The sequence below is a fragment of the Mariprofundus erugo genome, from assembly GCF_005818865.1.
GTDB classification, from domain to species: Bacteria; Pseudomonadota; Zetaproteobacteria; order Mariprofundales; family Mariprofundaceae; genus Mariprofundus; species Mariprofundus erugo.
The window spans coordinates 115,243-135,934 of the sequence record NZ_VBRY01000004.1 but is presented as its reverse complement, the minus strand read 5'-3'; the positions used below and the strand labels follow the sequence as shown (position 1 = coordinate 135,934).

Genomic DNA, 20,692 nt, shown 5'->3' with positions numbered 1-20,692 from the left:
AATGAGAAGGTTGCTACTGTTTTCGGTGCTGCTGTTGCTGGCAGTGCCCATGGTGAATGCCGTTGAGGTGGATGTGCTTTTATCGGAAAGGCACAGGCCGCATGTGGAAGCGGTGCAGGCGATACAGCAGGGGCTGCGAGCGGATGATGTGCGTCTGTTCTCGGGTGTCGAGAACGGGGATATCAGCGAGGAGGTGGCTCAGCTGCAGCGTATTGTCGAGCGCAAGCCGGATTTGCTGATTGTGGTGGGCGAGGATGCATTGCAGGCGGCCTTACAGGAAGATATTCGTATTCCTGTCCTTTCTGTCATGTCGATGACGATTCGTGCCAAACTGCAGCAGCGGATTCCTCTGACCGGTATTGATTTGCGTCCGGCCCCGCAGATGGTTGCCGATGAGCTTTCGCGTTTGTTGGCACCGGGAGCCATGGTACTTAGTTACTATAACCCCGAATATTCCGGTGATTATGTCAAAGAGGCAGCGGAGTTGTTCAAAAAGCGGGGGTTGCTGCTTGCCGCCCGTGCCTGGCCTGAAGGTGATATCTGGACGGAGATGAATAACCAGATGAAGGGGGCCGACTGTTACTGGATGCAGATGGAGTACAAGAGTGTGGCGCCTGATACACTCCGGTTGCTGTTTGCGCTGGCCAAAAAGGGCAAAACCCTGGTTGGACTGTCGGAAAAATATGTTCGGGCCGGCGCACTGCTGGCATGGACGCCCGATGTCCATCAGATCGGCCAGCAGGCTGCGGTGATGGCCAACAGGATTCTGGCCGGTGCCGTGGCAGCAGGGATTCCGCTCGAGCATCCGGCGCACATGCGCCTGAGTATCCGTACGCCTGACAGCGTGGTCAGAGGGCGCGAGTAATGCACAACAATCGTCATCTCTCGCTGACGGGGCGCCTGTATGTGGCTCTGACCCTCGCTGCAGCCGCGGTTTTTCTGGCCTTCTTTGCGGTGATCTGGTGGACCGAAAGTAACTCGCTGGAAACAATGTTGCAGCAAAACGGGCGCTCATTGTCGGCAGGTCTTGAGCAGGGTATCCAGCTCGGTGTGCAGCTCGGTGAAACGGACTTCGTCCGTGACGGTGCTGCCAGTGTGGTTGCAATTCCGGATGTGTTGGCCGTGGATATCTATGATGCCAGCGGGCAGCGCATGATTCAGATCAAGGGCAGCCATGAACCGTTAACCGTATCTCAGTTGACGGCCTCTTTTCAGTCGGGGCTGCTCTATGAAACAATCAATGGGGGTAAACAGGAGCGGGTCATTGCCGCCATGCACACCAAAAGTGGTGAGGTGATCGGTTACAGCGTGTTGACGCTTTCCCGTGCCGTCGTCAATGGTGCTCTGTCATCTGCACTGATGACTTCGGCGGTGATCAGTATTGTGCTGTTGCTGCTCTTCTGGTGGATGGCATGGCTGGCGATCAGGCAGCTGGGCCGTCCGCTTAATGAACTGGTTTACGCCGTGGATGCGGTGGCCGATGGCCGGCTGGATGTTACCATCAACGCCGATATTCCAGAGCCTCTGGCCCGTATCGCCATTGGCTTTAACCGCATGACCGATTCGCTCGCCGGAAATCGTCATGCCATCGAGGCTCATACCATGGCGCTGGCGATGTCCGAGCGGCGCTTCAGGGAGCTGTTTGTTCATATCCCCGTTGCCATGTATATGGCGGACATCGATGGCACGATACGTCAGTGTAATCCGGCCATGGCCCGGATGTTCGGTTATGAGACCGAGCCGGAGATGCTTGAACATATCCGGCGTACCACCGAACTGTTCAGAACCCATGGCGATCGGGACCTGCTGGTGGCCGAGCTGTTACGTGAAGAGAGTATTGTCAGTCGTGATGTGCAGATGATGTCGCATGATCGCGGTGTGCTGCAGTGTCTGCTGCACGCCCGCCTGGTAACCGACAGTGAAGGGCATCCATTGGGCGTTGAGGGTGTGATTCAGGATCTGACCGAGTTCAAGGTGCTGGAACACAACCTGATGCAGGCTCAGAAAATGGAGGCGGTAGGGCAGCTGGCCGGCGGCATTGCGCATGACTTTAATAACCTTCTTGCCATCATTCTTGGTAATGCCGATCTGCTGGTCAGGCATGTGATCAGTGATGATGTGCGGAGTCAGCATTATGCCGAGCGGATCATGCAGGCGGCCAAGCGAGCCTCCGAGCTGACCGGCAACCTTCTTGGTTTTGCCCGCAAGGGCACCATGCGCCGTGAAACAGTCGAGATTTGTTCACTGCTGGATGAGGTGGCAGGTCTGATCAGGGAGACCTGTGATCGTCGCGTGCATGTGTCGGTAGAATGCCACCAGGGATTGAGGGTGACCGGTGATCCGGGGCAGCTGCATCAGGTGTTGATGAACCTTGCCATTAACGGGTTGCATGCCATGCCTGATGGTGGCCGCTTGTCACTGATGGGGCGCCTGAAGGGTGGTCGGGCGGTGATTCGTGTCGTGGACTCCGGTGTCGGTATGACCGACACGGTGATGAAGCGAATTTTCGAGCCGTTTTTCACCACCAGGGAAACGGGCAAGGGAACCGGTCTCGGTCTGGCCATGGTGTATGGTATTGTCGAAAAACTTGGCGGACAGATCGCGGTGGATTCTGCGCCCGGCAAGGGGACATCGTTCGAAATCTCGCTGCCGCTCTATGAGGAGCCGGAAAAGGCGGCTGAGCAGAGCGAGCCACTGCATCCGGAACTACCGGCGATCAGCGGCTGTGTGCTGCTGGTGGATGATGAAGAACTGTTGCGCGAGGTGGGGGCCGGTGTGCTTGAAAGCTCCGGCCTTGAGGTGCATACGGTGGCCAGCGGTGAGGAGGCACTGGAGGTGCTGGCCGCAGGTGTCGTCAGGCCTGATCTCGTTCTGCTGGATATGAATATGCCCGGTATCGGCGGACTGGAGACGCTGCGGGCGATTCGCAATCGCTATGATGCAATGAAGGTGGTGATTCTGACCGGTTACAGTGAGACGACCCTGGATGCGGATGAAGGGGAGTTGCGTTATGACGGTTTTGTCAGCAAGCCTTATCATGCAGGCGATCTGTGTGCCGAGGTTTCACGTGTGTTGCTGAGGTAGGTCCGTGTCCGGGCAGACAGATGCATCGGTTGCGGGCGGGGCATGGACGCTTGCCATGACTGCACGTATCCGTGCCAAAGCGGTTGAGCATGGGTTTGCCCTGTGCCGGATTACCCGGCCGGTCATTGAATCCCGTCATACAGATGCGCTGCAGCACTGGCTTGAGCAGGGGATGCAGGGGGAGATGGCATGGATGGCGGAAGAGGTCCGGTTGCAGCGACGTATGGACCCTGCTTCCATGCTTGATGGTGTGCGCTCGGTGGTAACGCTGGCCATGCGCTATTCACCGCCTGCATACCGCCCGGATGAAGCTGCAGCGGTTGCTGATAAGGGTGTGATATCAGCATATGCCCATGGTGATGACTATCATGATGTGATGAAAAAACGGCTGAAGGCGCTGGCCCGCGATCTTGACGGGTTGCTGGGGCCATTCGATCAGCGCATTTACGTCGATACAGCGCCGGTGCTTGAGCATGCGCTGGCCGGGGCGTCGGGGCTTGGCTGGCAGGGGAAGCATTCACTGACGATTGACCGTCAGCTTGGTTCATGGTTTTTGCTGGGCGAGATTTTTACGACGGCCGAACTTTTGCCCGATTTGGCGGCGAGCAATCACTGTGGAAGCTGCAGTGCCTGTATCAGTGGCTGTCCGACCGGAGCCATTGTTGCCCCGTACATCGTTGATGCCCGTCGTTGTATCTCCTACCTGACAATCGAGTTTGACGGATTTATTCCGCATGCGTTGCGGCCGTTGATGGGCAATCGCATCTATGGGTGCGATGATTGTCAGATGGTATGCCCGTGGAACGCTCATGCGGCCGGGTTTGGCGGGCTGGCAGTGGATCACCTTACACCCCGCGGGGAGAATCATTTGCCGGAACTGGCTAGTCTGCTGCGACTGGATGAGGATGGATTCCGTCTCCGTTTTGCAAAATCACCTGTGCGACGCAGCAGGCGCAGCAAGTTGTTGCGCAATGTATGTATCGCCATGGGTAATTCGGGCAACCGTACCTTCGTGCCTTCATTGCTGGCGGTCACCGGGGATCCGGAGCCTTTGATACGCGGCCATGCCGTGTGGGCACTGGCGCAGCTGGCAGATCGCGACTGTCGGGATACGCTCCTCACGGCCCTGGCTGCGATGCGGGAGCGTGAAAAAAATGATGCTGTGGTCAGGGAGCTGCTTCTGGCCGATGAGCAGATAAGGATGAATCATGAGTACACCTAAAGCCTTTATATTTGATCTGGATGGTACACTGGTGGATGCATTGCCGGATATTCAGGCCAATGCCAACCGCGCACTGGAGTCGCTCGGTTATGAGTTGCGCCTGAGCCTGAAAGATACCCAGCCGCATGTGGGCGGGGGGGCACACAAGCTGGCCTCCAACGTGCTCGGTTTACCGATGGAGCATGAAGAGACCATGGCGCTCTATCACGCATTTGCCGATATCTATGAGCAGCATCCGGCTGATTTCAGCAAGCCGTTTCCCGGTGTGATGGATGTTCTCAATACGCTCAGAGAGCGTGCTGTGCCGATGTGCTGCGTCACGGCCAAACCGGCCAAGGCACGCGTGCAGGTGCTTAATGCACTGGGTATTACGCCTTATCTGACACTGGCTCTTTCACCTGAGGATGGCTTTCCCAAGAAGCCGGCCCCTGACATGCTGTTTGAGTGCTGTCGGGTGATGGGTGTGGATCCGTCCGAAACCGTGATGGTGGGTGATACACTGTTTGATGTGGAGGCCGGTTTGAATGCGGGTTGTCACAGTGTCGCATTTGCCGAGCATGGTTATCAGGATGTACCTGCAGCCTATGCCGATCGCCTGGTTGTGCTGCACCACTTTACCGATCTGCTGAGGTTGCTGGATGAGTGAGAGGCGGCTGTCCGGTATCTATGCCATTCTTCCTGCCGGGCTGGAAACCGACGAACTTTTAACGAAGGCGGAAGCCGCGCTGCAGGGCGGGGTGCGTATCCTGCAGTTTCGGGATAAAAAATCCGGCTATCACCGGGCGTTGAAGCGGGCAAAGGCGCTCAGGGCGCTGACCCGCACATACGGTTGTAGTTTTATTGTCAATGACTCACTGCAGATGGCTCAGGAGTCAGAGGCGGACGGGGTCCATCTCGGTCGTGATGATCTGATTAATCTGACCCGGTTGCGTGTTGAGGCAGGTCATGATTTGCTGGTCGGAGTGACCTGTCGCGCAGATGCCGCACTGGCAAAGCATGTGCTGGCTGAGGGGGCTGACTATGTCTCTTTTGGTGCGGTTTGGGCCACTGCCACCAAGCCTGAGGTGCCGGCGATCGGGTTACCGAGGCTTGCCAAGGCACGCCAGATGTTTCCCGATGCCAATATCTGCGCCATCGGCGGGATCAACAGTGGTAATATTGCCATGGTCAAGGCGGCAGGCGCTGATTGTGCCGCAGTGATTTCCGGGCTTTTTGCTGCCGATGATATTGTTTCGGAAGCACAGAAGCTGGTGGCGATATGGGATCAGGCATGAAGATGGATTCGAAAATGGCGCTGCAGGGGCGGCCGGTTTGTCTGACAATCGGTGGCTCCGATTCCTGTGGCGGGGCCGGTATTCAGGCTGATCTTCGCACATTTGCCGCCATGGGGGTCTATGGTTGTTCTGTCATCACTGCCCTGACGGCCCAGAATCCACGTGCAATTACCCGTATTGAACCGGTATCGCTGGCCCAGCTTGATGCCGAGCTGCATGCGATCTTTGACTATTTCGATGTCGCTGCAGTTAAAACCGGCATGCTGCTGGATGCCGAGCATATTGCTGTGATTTCCGCAGTGCTGCAGCAGCATCACCGTGGCGCATTGATTGTCGACCCGGTGATGGTCGCAAGCAGCGGGGCAAGGCTGCTCGATGCCGGTGCGGTAGATACACTGGTGCATGCGCTGTTGCCGCTGGCAACCATGGTGACCCCGAATCTTGATGAGGCGGCAGTGCTGCTTGGTGAAACTGTTACGGATCAGGAGGAGGCTGCCCGCCGGTTGGCTGGTCGCTTCGGTTGCGCGGTCCTGCTTAAAGGCGGGCATGCCGAAGAATCGGATATGTTGCTTGATGTGCTTTGTGATGCTGATGGTCAGCTTCACCATTACCGTCATGCGCGTCAGCCATGGGGGGAGATGCAGGCTCATGGAACCGGTTGTCGGCTGGCATCGCTGGTGACCGCAGCCATGGCCGCGGGTCTTGTGCCTGAGCAGGCTGTTGCTGCAGCAGCCGAGCGTTTTCAGGGCTTGTGATGCCGCTATTTCTCTCTCGAACGTACATTTATAACTTATTGAAATAAAAATAGAAATTTAAACAAGCTTTCTTTTTTCGGCAGTGTCGCTATAATGCGCCACCGTTTTGACAGGCTCGTGCTGCCAGTCGGGATTTTGTTTGGAGGCTTAGATGATTAAAATGTATTCCGATGCCCGGAACCCGGATTCGCATCGTACTCGTATCGTATTGGCAGAGAAAGAGCTGCCGGTCGAAACGTTTGAGCTGGAAGCAGACAATCTTCCGGCAGATTTTCTCAAGCTGAATCCCTATGGCAAGCTGCCTACGGTGATCGATCGCGATATCGTTTTCTTTGAATCTGCTGTGGTCAACGAATATCTGGATGAGCGTTATCCACATCCGCCATTGAAGCCGGGCTCACCTGCCGAGCGTGCCCAGATGCGTCTGGCTGTTTTGCAGCTGGAGCGTGAACTTTATCCGCTTTACGATGATACATTTAATCCGCGCAAGAAAAAGGACGCGATCAAGAAAATCGCTGCCTACCTTGAGTCTTTGAATGGTTATCTGGCGCGTCAGGAGTACTTTATCGGTGAGCAGTATACGCTGGCTGATATTACCCTTGCTCCGATTTTGTGGCGGCTGCAGTCGCTGGATATCGACACTGGAAAGTGGCCGAATCTCGAGGCTTATATGGATCGCCTGTTCGAGCGCCCGGCATTTACCCAGTCCATGTCCGAATACGAGCAGATGCTCAGGGATTATTGATTCTGAAGTGCTCCTGCTGCGGCTGTGCCGGCTGCAGCAGGAGACTTATCACTTTCCGGCGTCGGCCCGCAGAGGTAATATACGCTTGGATGATCTGCAAGACGGCGGGAGGGCACTTTGTTTAAAGTGATTCGTATGGATGACCCTGAATGGGATGGTGTGACCACCTTTATTCGGGATACCTATCGCCGCGCCTATGGCGCAAAAATTGATTCTTTCATGCCCCAGATTATGCGTGTGACCGATGCCAATGGTGCCTATCGTGCCGTGATGGGCTATCGCGATGCTGGCAAGGGCAAACTTTTTCTTGAGCACTATCTGGATGACCCGATCGAAGTGGCGATCTCCCGCTACCTTGGTAAAAGCATAGACCGTTCGACGATTGTTGAGGTGGGTAACCTGGCCGAGGCCGATCCCGGTGATGCGCGCATGGCGATCATCGCTGCCACAGCCTATATGAGTGCACGTGGTTTCCGCTGGGTCGTTTTTACCGGTGTGACGCGCATGCGCAATGTGTTTCGTCGTCTCGGGCTTGATACACGCGAGTTGATGGCTGCCGATGAGAGTCGCCTGTCTCCGGAAGAGGTGGCCAAGTGGGGGGCATATTACGATAATAACCCCGTAGTCTGTTTTGCCGATATTCAGCAGGGACATGATAATCTGCAGGCCTTGTGGGCCAGTCTGCGTGATACCTGGGCTGCCGCTGAAGAGGCCGGCCTGCAGGATAACGGTATGCGTGACCTGGCTATGAGCAATAGTGACTGGCAGGGCAACAGGTGAGTCTCGTCCTTTCCGCACTGCAGGGGCACGCAGTCAATCAGCCTGATCACCCGGCGCTTGTTTCCGGCTCTGTATCAATCAGTTATGCAGAATTGTCTGATGCGGTTTCGCAGGCATCTGTTCAGTTAGGTGACTGCGATATCCATATGATGGCTCTGGCTGCTGACAATACACCGGCCTGGGCGATTGCCGATCTGGCCTGTATGCAGGCGTCCATTCCGCTGATTCCGGTGCCACATTTTTTCTCGCCAACCCAGGTGGCGCACATGCTGCAGCAGGCGGGTGTGGACGCCATTCTTACCGACCGGGCCGACCAGCTTGTCGGGCTGTTGTCGGCGATGTCGATTGCGCATGAATCGGTTGCCGGAATCGCCGGCTTGCAGCTGCTCCGTATCACGGCACAGCCACGTGAACTGCCGGAAGCCTGTGCAAAAATCACCTATACATCCGGCTCGACCGGTGAACCTAAGGGTGTGTGTCTGACGCTGGCCGCGATGGAGCGGGTGGCCGCATCACTGGCTGAACGAACCGCTGCCTGTTCGACCGATCATCACCTGGCATTGTTGCCTTATGCGACATTGCTGGAAAATATCGGCGGCTTGTATGCGCCCCTGATAGCGGGTGCCACCATTCATGCGCCCGGCATGGCTGCAATCGGCATGAGTGGTGCCAGTGGTCTGGATGTGGAGCGGTTTGTCTCCATGTTGCATGCGACAGGTGCATCGACCTGTATCATGATCCCTCAAATGCTGCATGCACTTGTTGCCGCAGTTTCCGCCGGTGCTCCTCGTCCCGAACGGCTTCGTTATATTGCAGTGGGGGGCGCGCCGGTTTCTCCGCACCTGCTGGCGGCAGCGGCTGCACTCGGGCTGCATGTATACGAAGGCTACGGGCTTTCCGAGGCCTCCAGTGTGGTGGCAGTCAATGCCCCGGGTGATCACCGTCCGGGCAGTGTCGGGCGTCCGTTGCCCCATGTGCTCCTGAGCTTTGGTGAAGATGGCGAGATCATGGTGCGCGGCAGCCTGTTTTCCGGCTATCTTGGTGAACGGCAGCTGGCAGCAGATGAGGCATGGCCGACCGGTGATATCGGTTATCTTGATAAGGATGGTTATCTTCACCTTTCGGGCAGAAAGAAACATATATTCATCACTGCATTCGGGCGCAATGTTTCGCCTGAATGGGTGGAGCGGGAGCTGTCGATTGAGCCGGCAATTGCCCAGTGTTGTGTGTTCGGAGAGGCGCGGCCGTTTAATGTGGCTGTCATCTGCCCGCGCAAGGGTTATGAACCCGGTGCAGTGGATGCAGCGATTGCTGCGGCCAACATGCGACTGCCGGATTATGCCCGGATTTCCCGCTGGATTCCTGCCGTTGAGCCATTTACGGTTGCCAATGGATTGTGGACCGGTACCGGACGCCCGCGCAGACAGCATCTGGAAAACTGTTATCGGGATCAACTGGATCTCATGTATGAGGAGTAATGTAGATGGCATTTTATGACGATTTGCTCAAGGCGACTGAAGCTGAACGCAATGATCTGCTTTCAATTCCGCTGATTCAGCTGGGTGCTGAAGGACGTTTGTCGCTCGAGAGTTATCTGGCGTTTCTCGGTCAGGCTTATCACCATGTGAAGCATACCATCCCTCTGTTGATGGCGACAGGCGGGCGCTTGCCCGAGCGTCTGGAGTGGCTGCGCGTTGCAATCGGTGAATATATTGAAGAAGAGATGGGACATCAGGAGTGGATTCTGAATGACATTGAGGCTTGTGGTGCGGATAAGGAGGCTGTGCGTCATGCCATGCCTCTGCCGGCAACCGAGCTGATGGTGTCGTATGCCTACGATACTGTTTACCGTAATAATCCGGTTGGATTTTTTGGAATGGTGCTGGTGCTTGAGGGAACCAGTGTATCGCTGGCGACGCACGCGGCCGCCAATATTCAGCAGGCGCTGAATCTGCCCAAGGCCGCATTCTCATATCTGAACTCCCATGGTTCACTCGATGTCGGACACGTCGATTTTTATGAAAAACTGATGAACCGTCTGGAACTGGAAGAGGACAGGCAGGCGGTGATTCACTGTGCGAGAATGATGTATCGTCTGTATGGCGATATCTTCCGCAGTCTGCCCGTCATTCAGCTGGAGAAGTAGATGGAAATTAACGGTAAAAGAGTTGTTTTAACCGGTGCTGCCGGTGGGATGGGAAGTATTCTGGCCGAGCAGCTGGTGGCTGCCGGTGCCAGGCTTGCCATGGTGGATGCCAATGCGGATGCGCTGCATCAACTGGCCGGAAAACTGGGCACGGTATATCCGGTGGCAGGCGATCTTGCTTCGGCAGAAGGGTGCCGAGTAGCTGCGGATGAATGCATGCAGTTGCTTGGCGGTATCGATCTGTTGATCAATCTTGCCGGTATCAACAGCTTTGCGGCCTATGAGGATGAAGATCCTCGCAAGATCGAGTTGATGATGCATGTGAATTTGCTTGCGCCGATGTGGTTGGCACGGGCCTTTTTACCCTCCATGCAGAAGCAGAATTCGGGTCGTATCGTCAATGTGGGCTCGATTTTTGGTTCGATCGGATTCGCCTATTTCTCCGTCTATTCAGCAACGAAGTTCGGGCTGCGCGGCTTTTCCGAGGCACTGCGCCGTGAGCTTGCCGATACGCATATCAAGGTCACCTATATCGCGCCGCGTGCGGTCAAGACCCCGATGAATTCCGATGCTGTCATGCAGATGGGGGAAGCCACCGGCATGAATATGGATGCGCCGGAAGAGGTTGTGCAAAAAATTATTGCCGCCATTAATAATGATCGTAAGGATATCTATTTCGGATTTCCCGAGGCGTTGTTTGTGCGTGTTAATGTGCTTTTTCCGCGTCTGGTGGACAAGGCGCTGGCAGCGCAGAACCGTATTGCCCGTACCTTTGCCAGGAAACAATAAACAGGAGCTTTATTCGATGAGTGTGAAACATTGGGTTACTGCAGCGGCAGCTGCGCTTTATCTTTTCTCCGCCCCGCTGACGGCATCTGCGGAAGCGATGGATGATGCTGTGCTGAACCTCCAGCATGAGTGGGCAACAGCCAACTATAAAACTGACGGCAGTGCCAAAGAGGCAGCCTTCAAGGCGCTGGTGGAAAAGGCGGCTGCCTTGAATGCGCAGTATCCGAATCGTGCAGAGCCGAAAATCTGGGAGGCGATTATCCGTGCCGGTTATGCCGGTGCCATGGGCGGCGTAAGCTCCATGTTTAATGCCATGCCGCAGATGAAGGAAGGGCTGGCGCTGCTGCAGCAGGCTGAAAAAATTGATGCCAATGCATTGCATGGCTCCGTCTATACCACGCTTGGCAGCTTCTATTATATGACACCGGGTGGATTTATCGGTTTTGGTGATGATGCCAAGGCGCTTGAGTATTTGAACAAGGCGCAGAAGGTGGCTCCGGATGATCTGGATGCCAACTATTTTATGGGTGACTACTGGATGGAGCAGCATAAGTACAAGCAGGCTGTCCCATACTTTGAAAAGGTGATCGCCTTGCCAGGCGTAGCCAACCGTCCTGTATACAGTGAAGGCAGAAAGGCAGAGGCCGTAGCCAAGCTTGCCGAGGCTAAAAAGAAGGCTCATTAACCTCCGAATCAGGAATGGCGGTAAAAATGAACGGCCGGATTGCGTGAGTGATCCGGCCGTTTTTGTTATTCCGCTCTCCTGTGAGAAGCGGAGTATCAAGGGGGGAGGTCTCGCCGGCAGGATGCCGGATTGGACGGCTTTTCATCGCCAGGTGAGCTGCACGATACAGCGTCAAATCAGGCACATATGTGTCTCGTTGGGTAAGTAAAGGGAAAATGACCCGGGCATCATGCCTTTGTCCTGCGGGCGGCCTTTGGCTGCCAGTATCGGCTTGCTGACTCTTTGTCACGCTTTGCAGGTGGATGTTTGCCCGGCTGGCAATCAATCAGCATCTTCCTGGAGTCCCATAAAACCATAGGGTTTTTATCATATTGTCTGAGTTTGTTCGGAATCTGCATCAATGATGGTGCTATTGACCGACCGGTCGGTTGGTTTATGCTTTCGCCCATATTCAGAGCCGGACACCGTGCTGTACTTTGGCGTCGCGGTTCGGCCGGGGGTGACCATTGTCAGGAGAGACAAAGATTCTCGATGCCGCGGCATCGCTGTTTTCCGCCAGGGGTGTCGATGCCGTCTCTATTCGTGAAATAGCGGAGGCTGCCGGTATCTCCAAAGCCACCGTATTTCACTACTTCGACAGTAAGGATACCCTGTATCAGGCCGTGGTTCGTCGCTCCTGTGAGGGAATCGGTGCATACGTCGAGCAGCTGGTGGCGCGTGAGGACAGTCATTCGCTGGCGGCGCTGGCTGATTATCACCGGCGTGATTTTGAAGAGATGCAGGCGCATGCAGATGTGGTGCGTCTGGTGTTGCGTGAATTGACACTGGGTCATGACAGGCAGGCCAGGGCGCTGGCCGAGGATGTGTTCGGTGGTCAGTTCATCCATTTGCGCCGGTTGCTGGAAAAGTCCCAGCAGGCAGGAACCCTCAGATCGGATATCGATACCGGGGTTGCTGCTGTGTCGATGGTCAGCATTAATCTGTTTCTGTTACTGGTCTGGCCGGTGCTCCGCCATCTGCCGGATACGCCGTTTGTACGCATGGATACGGCTGCTGAATCGATGTTCAGTCTGTTGATCCATGGCCTCAGGGAATCGAATCACCCAAAAGAGCAGGGGAAATAAATGAAGAAGTCGTTGATGGTTGCACTACTGATCCTGTCGTTATCCGGTTGTGGAGACAGTAACAAGCCAGTCGTTGAAGGTAAGGATGCGGCGTTGCCGCAACGAACAGTCAAAGTCAGCGTCAGCCAGACGACGCTGCAGGATATTCAGGTCAGTGAGTCGGCACTGGGGCGTGTGGTAGATCCTCAGGCGACAACGGTGGGGGCCGAACTTCCGGGGCGTGTGCAACGTGTCATGGTGGATGCCGGGGATGCTGTGGAGCAGGGGCAACTGCTTGCCGAGCTCGATGATGCCGATGCGAAAACTGCTGTGGCGGTGGCTCAGGCTGAGTTGAAGCGGCTGACTGCCCAGTATGATGCCCAGCAGCGACTGGTGCAGCGTTACCGTAATATGATTGAGAAACGCTTTGTTTCTTCAACGATTCTTGAGCAGGCCGAGGCTCAGCTTGATGTCTTGCACGAAGGCGTTGCCGCAGCGGAATCGAGTCTGCAGCAGGCGAAAACAAATCTGCAGCGCACCCGGGTGACCGCACCGGTAGCCGGCCGGATTCAGGTGCGTTATGTCGCAGCAGGTGACTATATCGGTCTCGGCAAGCCCTTGTTTCAGGTTGCGGATGGCAGTCGATTGACGGTGGCCATTGCGTTGCCGGAGACGCGTGCAGCCCGCATCCGGGTCGGACAGATGGTGCGTATGCATTTGCCGGGCAGTGAGCAGCTGACCATGCTGCCGATTAGTGAATTGACCCCCATGGTTGGACGCAGCAATGCCTTTGAGGCACGTGTTGTGATGGATCATAACCCCGGTGGCTGGAGGGCTGGCGGCTCTGTGATGGCTGAAATTATCACCGATACCCATGCGGCTGCCGTCATGGTGCCTGAGGAGTGTGTCGTGCTCAGACCTGCCGGTGAGGTGATATACCAAATTGATCAGGGGGTGGCGCATGCAGTCCTGGTTCAGACCGGAGTAAGGCAGGGGGGGATGATTGAGTTGACCGCAGGCATAAGCGCCGGGGTGCTTGTGGCTGCCAATGGAGCCGGCTACCTCAGCGACGGCGCTGCCGTTACTGTGCAGGGTGATGAGGCCGACAAGTGAATCTCTCCGCTATCTCGATTAATCGCCATGTACTGGCATGGATGATGTCGCTGTTGCTGGTGTTGTTCGGATTGATCAGCTACCAGCGCATTGGTGTGGACCGCTTTCCTACCGTTGATTTTCCAATGGTTTCGGTGACCACCGTCCAGACAGGCCTTGACCCGGATGTGATCGATACATCCATCACCTCGCTGATTGAGGAGAAGCTGAACAGCGTGCCGGGAATCGACCATGTGATCTCCTATTCCACACCGGGTGTGTCGATTGTAACGGTGCAGTTTGAACTGGCCAAAAACATCGATGTCGCTTTCAATGAGGTGCAGGCCAAGGTCAACCAGGTCCTGCCGCAACTGCCCAATGGTACGGATCCTCCTGTGGTCGCCAAGGTGGAAATTGGTGCATCGCCGATCCTGTGGCTGACGCTCAGTGGTGATCGCACGCTGCAGCAGCTGAATCAGTATGCCCGTAATGTGATTAAAAAGCGGCTGGAAAATATCAATGGGGTCGGTGAGGTCCAGATTGGCGGTGAGCGCAAGCGCAATATCCGCATCTGGCTGGATCTGCCGCGCATGCAGGGGATGGATATGACCATTGCCGATGTGCTTGCTGCCTTCCGCAGTGAGCATGTCCAGTTCCCCGGTGGCTTCCTGACCGGCGGCAAGCGTGAGTATATGATCAAGCTTGATATGGAGTTCCATTCGCTGGATGGGCTCAGGGATATGGTGGTGCGCGCCAGTGACGGCAACCTGATCCGGCTAAGTGATATCGCACGTATCGAGGATGGTATGGCCGATCCGCGCCAGCTGGCCCGTTACAACGGCGAGCCGGCCGTGGGTATCGGTGTGGTCAGGGTGACCGGTGCCAATGTGGTGGCGATTGTGGATGAGGTAAAGTCCCGTCTTGATAAGGAGATTATTCCGGGCCTTCCGGCTGGTATGCATATTGGTGTTGCTTCGAATGATGCCGATATTGTGCGGGGAATTGTCGATGGCCTGATCGAGCATATCTTTGAATCCGTACTGCTGGCGGCGCTTGTGGTGCTGATCTTCCTGAAAAGCATACGTTCAACACTGATCGTGGCGACGGCTATACCGGTATCGATGCTGGCCGCCATTGCGATGGCCTATCTGTTCGGTTTTACCCTGAATCTGATGACATTGCTGGCACTGCTGTTGTTGATCGGCGTGGTGGTGGATGATGCCATTGTGGTGCTGGAAAATATTTACCGCCACCGTGAGCAGGGGCTGGAGCCGGATGCGAAACAGGCGGCGATCGCCGGCAGCAGTCAGGTTACCTTTGCTGTCATTGCCGCCAGTCTGACGCTGGTAGCGATCTTTGCGCCGGTGATTTTTATGGATGGCATGATCGGGCGCTTTTTCAATGCATTTGCGGTGATCGTCACCTTTGGTGTGCTGGCGTCGCTGTTTGTGTCACTGACACTGGTACCGATGCTGGCTTCGCGCTATCTGAAGGTGCAACACACACACGGGGCTCTCTTTGGTTTCTTTGACCGGGCCTTTATCCGCCTTGACCGGATGTATACGCGACTGCTCGGCTTTTGTCTGCATTATCGGGTGATCGTGTTATTGCTGGCTGCCGGTATTTTTGTTGCCAGTACATCGCTGTTCGGAATGATCGGCAAGGGGTTTGTGCCGGAAGAGGATGAGGGGCGCTTTATGGTGATCTTCAAGGTGCCACTGGGTGCCTCGATCAGCGATACCGATATGCGCCTGAAAGCGGTGGAGAAGGTGCTGGCCGGAAATTCCGATATCAGCAGTTACTTCAGTCTGATCGGTTCAGGGCAGCTGGGGCAGGTGAATCAGGGTATTACCTATGTGCGGTTGCTGCCGAAGAGCGAGCGCAGCAACCGTCAGTGGGAGGTGTTGCCGGTGATTCAGCAGCAGCTGGATGAGATTCCCGGTCTGCACGCTTTTGCCGTCAAGGTGCCGATTGTCGGAGGGGGGCAGCGCGGTGAGCCATTGCAGTTTGCCATTAACGGTCCGAATCTGGATACCGTGGCCAGAGTATCCCGGCAGATGCTCCAGCGTTTGCGGGATATTGACGGGATGGGCCATATGGATCTTGATCTGCAGCTCGATTTACCCCAGCTGGATATTAAGGTGGATCGGGTGCGGGCCCGTGATTTGGGCATATCCGCTGCCGATGTCGCCCAGACGGTCGGTGTGCTGGCCGGCGGATTTGATATTGCCCGTTATAACGACCAGCCGGGCGATGGTAATCGTTATGATGTGCGTCTGAAGGCTGAACCGGGTGAGCTGCAGCAACCGGCGGATTTGCGTACGATCTATTTGAGAGCACGTGATGGTTCCCAGGTGCGCCTGGATACGATCGCCAGCTGGCAGGCGAGGCTTGGACCGGCCGTGATACAGAAGATGGATCTTCGTTATGCAGGCATGTTTTATTCGGCACCAACCCTGCCACTGGGGGCTGCGGTGGATCGGATCAATGCCGTGGGCGCGGAGCTGCTGCCGCCGGGTTACGGTATTATCTTTACCGGTCAGGCATCGGAGTTCCGCAAAACCGGTGAGAATATGATTTTCGCCTTCGGTATTGCCATGGTGCTCGTATTTATGGTGCTGGCCAGCCAGTTTAATTCTCTGGCTCAGCCGTGGGTGCTGATGCTGGCGCAACCGATGGCGATCGTCGGTGGTATTGCCGCGCTGTGGATCAGTGGTAACACGCTGAATATTTTCTCGATGATCGGTCTGGTGTTGCTGGTAGGGCTGGTGGCAAAGAACTCGATTCTGCTGGTGGATCTGACCAATCAGTATCGTCAGCAGGGAATGGGCATTGATGAGGCACTGCGCAAGGCCTGTCCTGTCCGTATGCGGCCGGTGTTGATGACCTCCCTGACGATTATTTTCGCCCTGCTGCCGACGGCATTGGGGATGGGTAAAGGGTCGGAAATGACGATTCCGATGTCGGTCGCCGTGATCGGTGGTATGGTGTCATCGACACTGCTGACACTGGTCGTTGTTCCGGCAGCCTATTCGCTGCTTGAGCATGGTCTGGCACGACTGCGTGCCCGTTTTCACCCGCATGAGGAGGAGAAGGTATGAAACCTGTTAAGCTGATTCCCTGTCTGTTTGCGTTGCTGCTGCCACAGTGGGGGCTGGCAGCTCCGGTTTCGCTGGAGGAGGCGATCAGGGATGCGCTGGATCATGCACCGGCACTGCAGTCAGCGATGGCTGCACGCAACAGTGCCCGCGAGGACAGATTACTGGGGCGTGCCTGGCTGTTGCCATATGTGGTGACCAGCGGCTCGTGGAAAAGTATGCAGCAGGATGTGGTCTATGACCGACCGATCGCGCTGCTTCCATTGGCCAACGAAATGAATATGAAGCAACAGAAGTATGGTATCAAGATGTATCAGCCGCTGTTTGATGTGGAGAAATGGTCCTATTATGAACAGGGCAAGGCATCCGAGGCGATGGGGGAAGCGGCCTTCCGGCGCAGCGAACGGCAAACGATGCTGGCAGCTGCAGCGGCATGGCTGGATGTGATGCGTGCCCATGACCGGCTGAATGCAGCCCGTGCCAGTGAGCAGGCGATGACCAGACTTGCCGAGCAGGCAAAAGCCTCCTTTGATGTCGGACTTGAGCCGGTGAATACCTCGCTTGCCGCAGCCAGCCGTCGCGATCTGGCCAGTGCCCAGCGCATCAGGGCAGAGCAAGCGCTTGAGCAGAGCCGTGCGGTACTTTCCTCACTGCTGGGACATGATGCTGATGTGGCTGCCAATGCCACGCCTCAGCTTGTTCCGCTGAAGATGAAGCCGCAGCAGGAGTGGTTGCAGCAGGTGGATCATGCCGATCAGGTGCAGCTGGCTGAACGGTCCGTGGATCTGGCCGAGGCGGGCAAGCTCAAGGCCATTGGTGCAGCACTGCCGAAGGTGCAGTTTGTTGCCGGCTGGGACCGGGAAAAAAGCAGCTCCGGCACATTCGGTACGGGTTCCCATACCCAGACAGGCTATTTTGGCGTTGAGATGACGATGCCGCTTTATGCCGGTGGCAGTACATGGGCTCAGCAGCGTAAAAGTGAACAGGAGAAAATAAAAGCTGCAGCAGATCTCGATGAAGCAAAGCGCTCCACACAGCTGGCAATACGGCAGGCGTGGTTGCAGTGGCAGGGGACCGGTTACGAGATGGATGCGATGAAGGCGGCACTGACCAGTGCCAATGCCGAGCAGGAGGCTGCCCGTGCCGGTTTTGAGGTAGGTTTGCGCACGATGACAGAGGTGCTGGATGCAGAAGAACGACTGGCTTCGGCCCGGGCCGGATACGCTGACAGTGTGGCATCCCAGGGCATGGCAGCACTGCAGCTCTATGCGGCAGTGGGTGAGCTGGGCGAGCGGCAGGTATCCGAGGTTCAGGGCTGGCTGACCGGTTCCGTGCATTAAAGCTGTGAGCTGATCATGACCGGGGTGTGCTGATTCGCACCCTGCAGCCGGATGTTTGCCAGGATGGCCATAAATCAGCATCTCCCCGGGAGTCTGTCCGACTTAACTCAAATCTACTGTGCGGCAGGGATAGCGGCCCAAAATGCCCCGGTCTTTTGTCGCATAGTCACCACTATGCTCCTCAATCCCGGAATATTTTTTTGCAGAAATTTCTATCGCGGCATTTGAAGCTATGGCATGGCTTCAAATGGCTTGCTCCTGCTCACTACGGATTGCTTAAGTCCGACAGGCTCCTAGAGTAACGGCGTACCCGTTTACTATTTTTGTTATTTCACTGGACTGCGAATATGGAAAGTTACTACGTCACGACACCGATCTATTATGTGAATGATGAGCCGCATCTTGGCCATATCTATACGACAATTGCGGCAGATGTGCTGGCGCGTTATCAGCGTCTGGCCGGCCGTGATGTGTTTTTTCTGACTGGTGTGGATGAACATGGACAAAAGGTGCAGCAGGCTGCAGAGGCACGTGGCATCGCACCGATCGCACTGGCGGATCAGGTGGTGGAGCGCTATCGCAGCCTGTGGCCTGAACTCCACATTACCAACAATGATTTTATTCGTACCAGTTCCGACCGCCACAAGAAGGGCGTACAGGCCATGTGGAAGCGTTTGCAGGATGGCGGTGCGATCTATAAAGATTTTTATGAGGACTGGTATTGCGTTCCCTGTGAGAGCTACTGGACGGAGACCCAGCTCAAGGATGCCGATTGCTGGGATCACAAGCATTGTCCGGATTGCCGTCGCAGCGTAGAAAAGGTGCAGGAGGAGTCCTATTTCTTCCGTCTGAGTGATTATCAGCAGCGTTTGATTGAGCATATCAAAAACAATCCCGATTTCATTGCACCGGCTTCCCGTCGCAACGAGGTGCTGAGCTTTGTTGAGTCAGGGCTGAATGATCTGTCGGTATCGCGTACCACCTTTTCCTGGGGGGTACCTGTTCCCGATGATGAAGGGCATGTGATTTATGTATGGATTGATGCGCTGACCAACTATCTCTCCGCGCTCGGTTTTCCCGATCAGGAGATACCAGCCTACTGGCCGGCCGATGTACACCTGATCGGCAAGGATATTCTCCGTTTCCATGCCGTTTACTGGCCATGTATGCTGATGGCTGCAAACCTGCCGCTGCCTAAACGGGTTTTTGCCCATGGCTGGTGGACGGTCGAGGGCGAGAAAATGAGCAAGTCCAGGGGCAATGCACTGCGTCCGGCGGAGCTTCTGGCCCAATATGATGCCGATGTCATACGCTATTTCCTGCTTCGGGAAGTGCCATTCGGACAGGATGGTGATTTCTCGTTTACCGCCCTCAAACAGCGTTATAACAGCGAGCTGGCCAACGATGTCGGTAATCTTCTCAATCGCTCTCTGGCCATGTTGCAGAAATATCGGGGCGGTGTGCTGGCCGAGGCAGGCGAAGAGCATGCATCGGATCGTGCGCTTATTGCTGATATCGAAGGCATGCAGCGTGATGTTGCAGCACATCTGGATCATCAGGCATTTCATCTGGCGCTGGAGCGGATCGGTGTAGTGGTCAGACATGGTAACCGTTATGTGGAAGAGAATGCACCATGGGCACTGGCCAGGGCCGGCGATGATGCACGCCTTGATACCGTCCTCTATCACCTGGTGGAAACCCTGCGCCTGATCGCCATTGCGTTGTTGCCGTTTATGCCAACCAGAATGGCTGCAATGCTGACTCAGATTCATGGTGGCTCATTGCCGCAGGAGATCTCGTTTGCCTCGCAGGGTGGCTGGGGTGTTTTAAAAGCGGGTCATCAGTGTGAAAAGCCGCAGCCGATTTTCCCGCGCATGGAATAGTGTTTTATCTGTTGATGTAACATGTTGAAAAATCATATGTATTTGTGATTGTATTGTTCGGGTTCCGGGTGTCACAGACAGGTCGCTAAAGTATATTCAGGTGATTTGTCTGTGACGTGCATCACGAAATATTGTCAACGAGCGCATTTGGTTGCACCATTCAGCCTATGCCGAAGAGAATGATTCAGCGCTATATGCCCAGCTACGAGATGATTCGCTCGCACAAGCATTTGCGCTGTTTTGGAACCCTGTTGCACAAGCCGTCATTGTGGCATTTGAACCGTCGCTCAGTGGCGACAGCCTTTGCCGTCGGCCTCTTCTTCGCCTTTGTTCCCGTCCCGTTCCAGATGGTACTGGCTGCAGGCGGGGCGATTGTATTTAACGGTAACCTGCCTATATCGGTGGCGATGGTGTGGCTGACCAATCCGTTGACCATGCCACCGATTTTTTATGTCGCCTACCTGTTGGGGGCCTGGCTGCTGGGAGTGCCCAGTGGCAACTTCAATTTCGATAACCTTTCGGTTGAATGGCTGTTTTCAGGGCTTGCCGCGATATGGCAGCCATTTTTGCTGGGTTGCCTGGTGATGGGCATTGCCAGTGCGTTCATCGGCTATGTAGGTATGCACCTGACATGGAAGGCGATAGTGCTCAGTCGCTGGCGCCGTCGCCACAAACATAAACTCTCTGCCTGATCCG

Annotated in this window: 18 protein-coding genes; all 18 read left to right on the top strand. The window is 55.7% G+C overall.

Features of this window, described 5'->3' with window-relative positions:
- Nucleotide 1: 1 nt before the first annotated feature.
- The 18 genes from FEF65_RS05460 to FEF65_RS05375 all read left to right on the top strand — a co-directional run bounded on the left by FEF65_RS05460 (nucleotide 2) and on the right by FEF65_RS05375 (nucleotide 20,688).
- Nucleotides 2–865: an ABC transporter substrate-binding protein gene (locus tag FEF65_RS05460; RefSeq protein ID WP_138238790.1), complete on the top strand. Its 864-nt coding sequence runs from the start codon at nucleotides 2–4 to the stop codon at nucleotides 863–865.
- Nucleotides 865–3,084 (top strand): hybrid sensor histidine kinase/response regulator, encoded by a 2,220-nt coding sequence (locus tag FEF65_RS05455; protein WP_138238789.1) that lies wholly within the window; start codon nucleotides 865–867, stop codon nucleotides 3,082–3,084. Before FEF65_RS05460 ends, FEF65_RS05455 begins: the two co-directional genes overlap by 1 nt.
- 4 nt (nucleotides 3,085–3,088) lie before the next feature.
- On the top strand, nucleotides 3,089–4,306 hold the full coding sequence (gene queG, locus FEF65_RS05450; RefSeq protein WP_238701201.1) for a tRNA epoxyqueuosine(34) reductase QueG: 1,218 nt from the start codon (nucleotides 3,089–3,091) through the stop codon (nucleotides 4,304–4,306).
- Nucleotides 4,293–4,952 (top strand): HAD family hydrolase, encoded by a 660-nt coding sequence (locus FEF65_RS05445; protein ID WP_138238788.1) that lies wholly within the window; start codon nucleotides 4,293–4,295, stop codon nucleotides 4,950–4,952. Before queG ends, FEF65_RS05445 begins: the two co-directional genes overlap by 14 nt.
- On the top strand, nucleotides 4,945–5,580 hold the full coding sequence (gene thiE / locus FEF65_RS05440; protein WP_138238787.1) for a thiamine phosphate synthase: 636 nt from the start codon (nucleotides 4,945–4,947) through the stop codon (nucleotides 5,578–5,580). The genes FEF65_RS05445 and thiE overlap by 8 nt, the downstream gene beginning before the upstream one ends.
- Nucleotides 5,565–6,335: a bifunctional hydroxymethylpyrimidine kinase/phosphomethylpyrimidine kinase gene (gene thiD / locus FEF65_RS05435; RefSeq protein WP_238701200.1), complete on the top strand. Its 771-nt coding sequence runs from the start codon at nucleotides 5,565–5,567 to the stop codon at nucleotides 6,333–6,335. Before thiE ends, thiD begins: the two co-directional genes overlap by 16 nt.
- Nucleotides 6,336–6,486: 151 nt before the next feature.
- Nucleotides 6,487–7,080 (top strand): glutathione S-transferase family protein, encoded by a 594-nt coding sequence (locus tag FEF65_RS05430; RefSeq protein ID WP_138238786.1) that lies wholly within the window; start codon nucleotides 6,487–6,489, stop codon nucleotides 7,078–7,080.
- A gap of 126 nt (nucleotides 7,081–7,206) precedes the next feature.
- The gene (locus FEF65_RS05425; protein WP_238701212.1) at nucleotides 7,207–7,860 is read left to right on the top strand and encodes a thermostable hemolysin; all 654 of its coding nucleotides are present in this window, start codon (nucleotides 7,207–7,209) and stop codon (nucleotides 7,858–7,860) included.
- On the top strand, nucleotides 7,857–9,338 hold the full coding sequence (locus FEF65_RS05420) for an AMP-binding protein (protein WP_138238784.1): 1,482 nt from the start codon (nucleotides 7,857–7,859) through the stop codon (nucleotides 9,336–9,338). Before FEF65_RS05425 ends, FEF65_RS05420 begins: the two co-directional genes overlap by 4 nt.
- 5 nt (nucleotides 9,339–9,343) lie before the next feature.
- Nucleotides 9,344–10,006 carry an iron-containing redox enzyme family protein gene (locus FEF65_RS05415; RefSeq protein ID WP_138238783.1) on the top strand — a complete coding sequence of 221 codons (663 nt, stop codon included), beginning with the start codon at nucleotides 9,344–9,346 and terminating at the stop codon, nucleotides 10,004–10,006.
- The gene (locus tag FEF65_RS05410; RefSeq protein ID WP_138238782.1) at nucleotides 10,007–10,795 is read left to right on the top strand and encodes an SDR family oxidoreductase; all 789 of its coding nucleotides are present in this window, start codon (nucleotides 10,007–10,009) and stop codon (nucleotides 10,793–10,795) included. It begins immediately after the preceding gene.
- 16 nt (nucleotides 10,796–10,811) lie between these two features.
- The gene (locus tag FEF65_RS05405; RefSeq protein ID WP_238701199.1) at nucleotides 10,812–11,480 is read left to right on the top strand and encodes a tetratricopeptide repeat protein; all 669 of its coding nucleotides are present in this window, start codon (nucleotides 10,812–10,814) and stop codon (nucleotides 11,478–11,480) included.
- A gap of 506 nt (nucleotides 11,481–11,986) precedes the next feature.
- Nucleotides 11,987–12,604 carry a TetR/AcrR family transcriptional regulator gene (locus tag FEF65_RS05400; RefSeq protein WP_138238781.1) on the top strand — a complete coding sequence of 206 codons (618 nt, stop codon included), beginning with the start codon at nucleotides 11,987–11,989 and terminating at the stop codon, nucleotides 12,602–12,604.
- Nucleotides 12,605–13,696, top strand: coding sequence for an efflux RND transporter periplasmic adaptor subunit (locus FEF65_RS05395; protein ID WP_138238780.1), 1,092 nt, complete (start codon nucleotides 12,605–12,607; stop codon nucleotides 13,694–13,696). It abuts the gene before it with no gap.
- Nucleotides 13,693–16,776: an efflux RND transporter permease subunit gene (locus FEF65_RS05390; RefSeq protein ID WP_138238779.1), complete on the top strand. Its 3,084-nt coding sequence runs from the start codon at nucleotides 13,693–13,695 to the stop codon at nucleotides 16,774–16,776. Before FEF65_RS05395 ends, FEF65_RS05390 begins: the two co-directional genes overlap by 4 nt.
- Entirely contained in the window at nucleotides 16,773–18,113 is a 1,341-nt protein-coding gene (locus FEF65_RS05385; RefSeq protein WP_138238778.1) for a TolC family protein, read from the top strand. Before FEF65_RS05390 ends, FEF65_RS05385 begins: the two co-directional genes overlap by 4 nt.
- 347 nt (nucleotides 18,114–18,460) lie before the next feature.
- Entirely contained in the window at nucleotides 18,461–19,996 is a 1,536-nt protein-coding gene (gene metG, locus FEF65_RS05380; RefSeq protein WP_138238777.1) for a methionine--tRNA ligase, read from the top strand.
- Between the two features lie 167 nt (nucleotides 19,997–20,163).
- The gene (locus tag FEF65_RS05375; protein WP_138238776.1) at nucleotides 20,164–20,688 is read left to right on the top strand and encodes a DUF2062 domain-containing protein; all 525 of its coding nucleotides are present in this window, start codon (nucleotides 20,164–20,166) and stop codon (nucleotides 20,686–20,688) included.
- Nucleotides 20,689–20,692 lie beyond the last annotated feature (4 nt).

Bases quoted from the DNA above. Each gene is read 5' to 3' on its own strand.
- FEF65_RS05460 (WP_138238790.1), top strand. From the start codon at position 2: ATGAGAAGGTTGCTACTGTTTTCGGTGCTGCTGTTGCTGGCAGTGCCC.
- FEF65_RS05405 (WP_238701199.1), top strand. From the start codon at position 10,812: ATGAGTGTGAAACATTGGGTTACTGCAGCGGCAGCTGCGCTTTATCTT.
- FEF65_RS05430 (WP_138238786.1), top strand. From the start codon at position 6,487: ATGATTAAAATGTATTCCGATGCCCGGAACCCGGATTCGCATCGTACT.
- thiE (WP_138238787.1), top strand. From the start codon at position 4,945: ATGAGTGAGAGGCGGCTGTCCGGTATCTATGCCATTCTTCCTGCCGGG.
- FEF65_RS05410 (WP_138238782.1), top strand. From the start codon at position 10,007: ATGGAAATTAACGGTAAAAGAGTTGTTTTAACCGGTGCTGCCGGTGGG.
- FEF65_RS05445 (WP_138238788.1), top strand. From the start codon at position 4,293: ATGAGTACACCTAAAGCCTTTATATTTGATCTGGATGGTACACTGGTG.
- thiD (WP_238701200.1), top strand. From the start codon at position 5,565: ATGGGATCAGGCATGAAGATGGATTCGAAAATGGCGCTGCAGGGGCGG.
- FEF65_RS05375 (WP_138238776.1), top strand. From the start codon at position 20,164: ATGCCGAAGAGAATGATTCAGCGCTATATGCCCAGCTACGAGATGATT.
- metG (WP_138238777.1), top strand. From the start codon at position 18,461: ATGGAAAGTTACTACGTCACGACACCGATCTATTATGTGAATGATGAG.
- FEF65_RS05455 (WP_138238789.1), top strand. From the start codon at position 865: ATGCACAACAATCGTCATCTCTCGCTGACGGGGCGCCTGTATGTGGCT.
- FEF65_RS05395 (WP_138238780.1), top strand. From the start codon at position 12,605: ATGAAGAAGTCGTTGATGGTTGCACTACTGATCCTGTCGTTATCCGGT.
- FEF65_RS05415 (WP_138238783.1), top strand. From the start codon at position 9,344: ATGGCATTTTATGACGATTTGCTCAAGGCGACTGAAGCTGAACGCAAT.
- FEF65_RS05385 (WP_138238778.1), top strand. From the start codon at position 16,773: ATGAAACCTGTTAAGCTGATTCCCTGTCTGTTTGCGTTGCTGCTGCCA.